The 7,000-nt window shown below is 55.7% G+C and carries 3 protein-coding genes and 1 pseudogene; 2 read left to right on the forward strand and 2 right to left on the reverse strand.

From position 1 onward, the window contains the following. Nucleotides 1-34: 34 nt before the first annotated feature. Nucleotides 35-3,997: a magnesium chelatase subunit H gene (locus ACVWXF_RS02195; RefSeq protein WP_457473511.1), complete on the reverse strand. Its 3,963-nt coding sequence runs from the start codon at nt 3,995-3,997 to the stop codon at nt 35-37. Between the two features lie 241 nt (nt 3,998-4,238). Then, on the reverse strand, nt 4,239-5,219 hold the full coding sequence (locus ACVWXF_RS02200) for an integron integrase (RefSeq protein WP_414343089.1): 981 nt from the start codon (nt 5,217-5,219) through the stop codon (nt 4,239-4,241). Between the two features lie 421 nt (nt 5,220-5,640). Between ACVWXF_RS02200 and ACVWXF_RS02205 the strand changes: the two genes are divergently transcribed. Then, nucleotides 5,641-6,309 carry a DUF3386 domain-containing protein gene (locus ACVWXF_RS02205; protein WP_457473512.1) on the forward strand — a complete coding sequence of 223 codons (669 nt, stop codon included), beginning with the start codon at nt 5,641-5,643 and terminating at the stop codon, nt 6,307-6,309. Nucleotides 6,310-6,441: 132 nt separating this feature from the next. Next, a pseudogene (locus ACVWXF_RS02210) lies at nt 6,442-6,897 on the forward strand (SAM-dependent methyltransferase); the annotation flags it as partial. Nucleotides 6,898-7,000: the final 103 nt, after the last annotated feature.

The raw sequence follows: 7,000 nt of genomic DNA on the forward strand, positions 1-7,000 counted from the left end.
GACGTCTCACGCCAACCTGAAACAACCATATTAATTACTCCACCCCTTCGATTCTGTCCTCGATCTCCTGATACAGCTCCTGCAGGCGCTCGATATTGGCCTGGGAAGTCTGCCAATAGCCACGCCCATGCACCTCTAGCAGGGATCCGACAATGCGCCGGAAGGAGTGGGGATTGAGGTTCATCAAGCGCTGCCGCATCGCCTCGTCCTTGATGAAAGTCTCGTTGGTTTCCTCGTAGATCCAGTTGTCCACCGCGCCTGCCGTAGCTGACCAGCCGGAGGTGTTGACCAGCCGCTTGGCGATCTCCCGTACCCCTTCGTAGCCGTGCTTGAGCATCCCCTCATACCACTTGGGATTGAGGAGCTTGGTGCGGGCGTCCAGACGGATGGTTTCGCTCAGGGTGCGGATCTGGGCGTTGGGCGTGGTGGTATCCGCCATGTAGGCAGAGGGGGCTTTGCCATCCGGGCGCAGGCTCTGCACCAGCTTGGTGGGATCCGCGTCGAAGTAGTGGCTGACATCGGTCAGGCTGATCTCCGAGGAGTCCAGGTTCTGGAAGGTCACATCCACCGTTTTCAGGCTGGCCTCGAAGAGCTGTCGCATCTGCTGGTTGGGCAGGTTGGAGCCGAAGGCAAAGGACTTGCGGGATAGGTACATCTCCCGCAGCTTGCTTTCATCTTCCCAAGAGCTGTTTTCCACCGCCAGGTTGATGTTGGCGGAGTAGGATCCGGAAGCGTTGGAAAAGACCCGCGTTGCCGCCTGCTCCAACGTCAGCCCCAGCTCTTCTGCCTGCTGCAGGGCGTGCTTGCGCACGAAGTTCAGCTCCAGGGGCTCGTTGGCCGTGGCCGCCAGCTTTACCGCCCGGTCGATCAGATCCATCTGGTTGACAAACAGATCCCGGAATACCCCAGAGCAGTTCACCACCACATCGATTCGGGGACGGCCCAGCTCCTCCAAGGGGATCAGCTCCACCTTGTTCACCCGCCCCAGGGCATCGGGCTTGGGTCGCACCCCCAGCAAACACAGCACCTGCGCCAGGGATTCCCCATAGGTCTTGATGTTGTCGGTGCCCCAGAGCACCACCGAGATGGTTTCCGGGTACCGGCCACCGTTACTGCTCATCTCGCGAGCCAGCAGCCGTTCCACCACCATCTCCGCCGACTGGATGGCGGCTGCCGTGGGGATGGACTGGGGATCCAAAGCGTGGATGTTGCGCCCTGTCGGCAACACATTGGGGTTGCGGATGGGATCCCCTCCTGGCCCCGGCAAAATGTACTCCCCTTCCAAGGCCCGCAGCAGGGATCCCAGCTCATAATCTGCCGTAATTTGCTTGAGGCACTCCTCCAGAAATTCAAACAAGGGCTTCAAAAGATCCGGATCCACCTGGGGGTAGCCCGCTTCTTTTAGGACTGCCAACCAGGGGGCTTGCCGGCCCATGTTGAAAAAGTTGAGCTTGGCCACCCGCGCGACCCGGCCCTGGGCGTCGGTCTGCTCCTGCACCAGCGCCGCCACCGCCTTCTGGCAGGCCTTGTTGATGCGATCCAGCAGCTCCGTATCCGCCAGGTGTCCCCGATCCCGGTTGCGGTAGATCTCGTCGATGTCCCGGCCCAGGCTTTGGGCGAGAATGCGGGGCAGACCCAGGATCCCTTCTTCCGGGCGGTCGATGCTGGCAATGCTCACCAAGGTGGCAATCGCCTCCTCTGCCGTGGGGGGCGCTCCAATGACGTGCAGACCACAGGGCAACAGCCGCGACTCGATCTCCATCAGCTGGGCGTAGAGCTTGCCCACCACCCTGTCCCGCTCTTCCAAGCTCAATTGGGCGGCGTCCCCCTGGGGCAGCTCCACATCCTTGTCCAGGTTCACCAGCCGCGCCTTGTCGCAGATGGCGTTGACGATGGCGATGCCCCGCGCCCCCTCCCGCAGGGTTTGGTAGGAGCCGATCATCTCCCGCAGCTCTTGCAGCCCCTTGTAGAGGCCGGCGTTTTCTGCCGGCGGCGTCAGGTAGCTGATGGTGCAGGCGTAGCCCCGCCGCTTGGCAATAGTGGCCTCACTGGGGTTGTTGGCGGCGTAGTAGTACAGGTTGGGCATGGATCCAATTAGATTATCCGGATAGCACTCGCCCGACATGCCGATCTGCTTGCCCGGCATAAACTCCAGGGATCCATGGGTGCCAAAGTGCAACACCGCATCCGCCCCCCAAACTTTCTCCAGGTAGGTGTAGTAGGCGGCAAAGCCGTGGTGGGGGCTGGCTGACCTGGAAAAAAGCAGCCGCATGGGATCCCCTTCATAGCCGAAGGTGGGCTGCACCCCGATGAACACATTGCCAAAGTGCTTGCCGTAGATCAACAGATTTTGCCCATCGGTATTCAGGTGCCCCGGCGCTGGCCCCCAGTATTGCTCGATGGCTTTCACGTAGGGTGTCAGCGCCTCGTACTCCCGCACCGACAGTTTGGCGGCCACATTCAGCTCCGGGCTGGCGTACTGGGCCTGGGGATCGTGCAGGATGGACTCCATCAGCTCCTGCGGGGTTTTGGGCAGCTCGGGGCCGAGGTCATAGCCGTTGTGGGCCAGGGCCTGCATCACCCGGTGAATAGAGGCAAATACATCCAAGTAGGCTGCTGTCCCCACATTGCCTTTGTCCGGTGGGAAGCTGAAGACGGTGATGGCGATCTTCTTCTCCAGCTTGGGCTTGCGCCGCAAATTGGCCCATTTAATGGCCCGCGCCGCGATCAGCTCGATCCGATCCTGCATTGCGTGAGCTTTGCCGGTGGCCGCGTCCCGCCCTGAGAGGATGATGGGATCAATGGCCCCGTCCAGCTCGGGAATGGCAATCTGCAGAGCCACCTGCACCGGGTGCAGCCCCAGGTCGCTGGCAGCCCATTCCTCCGTCGATTGAAACACCAAGGGCAGCGCCACCATGTAGGGGCGATTCAGCCGTTGCAGCGCTTCCACCGCCTTGGGGTGATCCTGCCGCGCCGGCCCTCCCACCAGGGCAAACCCGGTTAGCGACACGACCACATCCACAATGGGCGCTGTCTTCTGCGCGTTCCAGAAAAACTCGTTCACTGGCTTGGAGAAATCTAGACCCCCGGCAAACACCGGCACCACCCGCGCCCCGCGCGACTCCAGCTCTTGCACCATGGCCACGTAGTGGGCATCATCCCCCGTCACCAGGTGGGTGCGCTGCAACACCAACCCCACGCAGGGAGCCAAGGGATCCTTCACGTCCTGCGGCAGATCCTCGCGGGCGTTGTACCAATCCAAATACTCCGCCAGACTGGCAAACATCTGCGGCGCCAAGGGGTGCCAGATGCCCATCTCCAAGTAGGTGACCGGCTCGGCAAAGGAGAGCTGCCCCCGCATCCCCGGCAGGTAGCGATCCGCCAGCATCAGCAAAAAGTTCTCCAGGTTCTCGCGGGATCCCCCCAGCCAGTACTGGAAGCTGAGCATGAAGTTGCGGGCATCCTGCGCCTTGTCGAAGGGCAGATACTTCAGCACCTTGGGCAGGGTCTGCAGCAGCTTCAACATCCCCTCCTGGAAGTTGGATCCCTGCTGGCGCTTGCGCATGAACTGGGCAATGGCGCTCTTGGACTGTCCCAGCTGCGCCATGGAAAAGGATCCCATCTTGTTCAGGCGCATCACTTCCGGCATGGAAGGGAAGACCACCACCGCATCCAGCCGCTCCCGCAGGGGCTGCACCGCCTGCACCACCTTCTGGGCAATGTCTTCGATAAAAATCAGGGATCCGATAAAGACATTGGCCGTTTCCAGATCCCGCCGAAAAGCCTCATAGCCCGCGGGATCCCGCAGCTCCTCCACCAGGTAGCCGGCCAGCTCCACCGCCAGCTTGGAGTTGTGGGCATTGATGCGCTGCGCAGCCGCCGTCAGGGCACTCTGATATTGCGGCTCCAACACCACATACACCACCTTCATCAAGCGGCGATCCCCCACCTCGGCAGGGGTAACGTGGCGGGTGATGGGCTTAACCAGAGTAAACATGCGGTCGCTCTCCGTCGTGCAATGCAAAAATTGGGTAAACCGGGGAAAGGATTCTGTCCTGCTAACGCGAAAGGACTCCGTCCCGCTGACGCGATAGGCAGGATCCCCTATTGTCTGTTTCCCGTTCTACCAGAGAAACGGATCCCTGCTGGGAGCATGGCGGCAGGGTCGTAATAATTCGCAATGATCGCTGAGGTACTGTAAAGGGGAAGAGGATCCCTTCCCCAGAGAGCGTCCCCTTCTAAGGATCCAATGGACTTCTCACCCCGCGCCCGCCTTTATTCAGCACATGGGTGTAAATCATGGTGGTTTTGACATCTTTGTGGCCCAACAATTCTTGGACGGTGCGGATGTCGTAGCCGTTTTGCAGGAGATGAGTGGCAAAACTATGGCGGAAGGTGTGGCAACTGACCCGCTTGGGGATCCCGGTTTTTTGGACAGCTTGTTTAATCGCCCGTTGTAATCCAGACTCATGCAAATGATGGCGGCGGGTGATGCCAGTGCGAGGATCCTGAGATAACCTTTCTGCCGGAAAGACATATTGCCAGCTCCACTCCCGCTCCGCATTGGGATACTTGCGCTCCAAAGCAAATGGCAGATAGACTGAGCCGTATCCTTGTTCCAAATCCTGCTGATGTTGTCGCTTTGCCCAGAGCAAGTGTTCTTGCAAAGGTTCCACTAAGGTTTCTGGCAGCATCGTTAACCGGCTCTCCATCCCTTTACTATTGCGAATCACCAGTTGCCGTTGGTTAAAATCCACATCTTTGACCCGGAGCTGCTGGGCTTCCGCCAATCGCAAGCCACTGCCATACAGCACCTGCACCACCAAGCGATGGATCCCGGATAGATGCACAATGATGGCTTTGACCTCCTCAGGGGTTAAGACCGTAGGCAAATAGCGTGACCGTTTGGCTCGCACGGCGTCTAGGTCAAGGTCTAGCTCCAGATGCAGCACTTCTCGGTAAAGGAACAACAGCGCACTGAGAGCCTGGTTTTGGGTGGAAGCGGCAACCTTACCCTCCACCGCCAGGTGAGTGAGAAAGGCGTTGATTTCTTCGCCGCCCATCTCCTTGGGGTGTCGCTTGTTGTGAAACAAGATAAAGCGACGGATCCAGAGAAGATAAGATTTCTCGGTTTGGTAGGAGTAGTGTTTGACCCGGAGGGCATCACTGACTTGCTCCAGGAGCTTTCTGGGTCTAGGTATGGGTGTGTTAATGCTCATTCAGCCAGATAAAAACCCTTTGGAGGTAATTATCGCTCAAAATGTTGACTATACAGACAAATTAGGGTAGCATTACACTAGGCGATGGAAAAGTCTGCTTCTTAGGTGATTATCAGTCATCTAGCGGCAGAAACACATGTTATGTTGCAAGTCCTAAGTGAATACAGTAGCCTCAAAGTATCTGTCAGCATTCAAGGCTAAGAGTTTCTGAGAATTTGTTCTGACTTAAGTCAAAGAATTTCAATCGAGTGTTACCTATCTCAGAAAGGGTAATTGTTCAGAACCCATGCAACAGAGCAATGGGCTGGTATTACGTGCGAATATCTGCCCATAGATATTAAGAAAACCCTAAAATTCAAGGGTCAGCTATCAAACTTCTTTAAGATGTAATTGACAATAATTCTCATTAAAGGAGGAGACTATGACAACCCCACAACAAGCTTCAGCCCAAGATACGTTTAAGGAAGCCTTTGAGAATCGCTATACCTGGGACAAGGATTTTCCTGGCTATAGAGCCGAGCTTACCTACTTTCCCAAGGAAGATGAAGGTAATGTATCCTTCTCAGGCGTTGTGAGCATCGACCGACACATGAAAATTGATGTGACGGGTATTGAGGATGAAGCAATCCGGCAAAAAGTACGAGAGCAGATTTGGGAAATCATGGTGCATCGTGTTCGCCATTCTTTCGATGAAGAACACGGTGGGCACACCTTTGACTATGGGGAAGCACCAGCGCCTGATGTTGTTGAAGTTCTCGTTGCGGGTCCATCTGCAACTGATCGCTACTGGGTCAAAGACAAGCACATTCAAATGGTGCATCGTCACTTTACCAATCGCGCAGTGAGAATTTTGGTGCAAGAGTTTGATGACACAGGCGAAGGCTACCTACCCACGCACTACACTGCCGAGTACCACAGTTTAGAGAGTGGGGAAAAGCTTGGAGCGAAACTGACCTATGAAGATCGCTATCAAAAGGTAGGCCGCTATTGGCTTCTCGTAGAGCGGAGAATCTGGGAAGAGCAAGGTGGCGAAAAAAGTTCATCCCCTAATCTCTTCCGATTTTCCAAACTACAACTTTTAGACACCTAGGGCACTGATGTTATCCTTTTGTGTTTTGGCTATGAGCGTCTCAACCTGTCAGAGCTTTGGCTACTGAAAGTAATGAGATGCTTATAGCCTATTTGAAATCGCTGATTGTAGTGATTGTTTTTGGAGGTACCCATGTCTAAGTTGGATTTGAAAAATGCACCTGGTCACCAAGTGCTGGCTGCCGCAGGTAAAAAAGCATTGCGACCTGGAGGTTTTGGGGCTACGGATCAGCTCTTAAGGTTTGTCAATTTTCAACCAGGAGAAACAGTTTTGGAGCTTGCCGCCAGTTTTGGCGATACTGCCATTAGATTAGCAAAACAATATGGAGTGCGTGTTACTGGCATAGAGAAAAATCCCGACAGCGTTTCCCGTGCTCAAGCCAATGTTGCTGCGGCTGGGTTGATCCAACAGGTGCAAATTATTCAAGGCGACATTTTTCACCTAGAACAAATCTCGGAGCAGTTTGACTATGTTTTGGCGGAAGCCATTTTGACCATGCAAGCGGACGCAGGCAAAGCCAAAGTTCTCAGAGGAGTTTACGATCGCCTCAAGCCAGGAGGTCGGTTTCTCAGTCACGAACTACGAGTTGAAGGTGCTACAGCCTTTTAATTTAAAATAGGGTACAGGTATTCAAGAGGAAGGAGAGAAAGGAATGCCGACTCATTCTTTGGATTTGCGGCAAAGAGTTGTA

Source organism: Thermostichus sp. MS-CIW-40, from assembly GCF_054058315.1.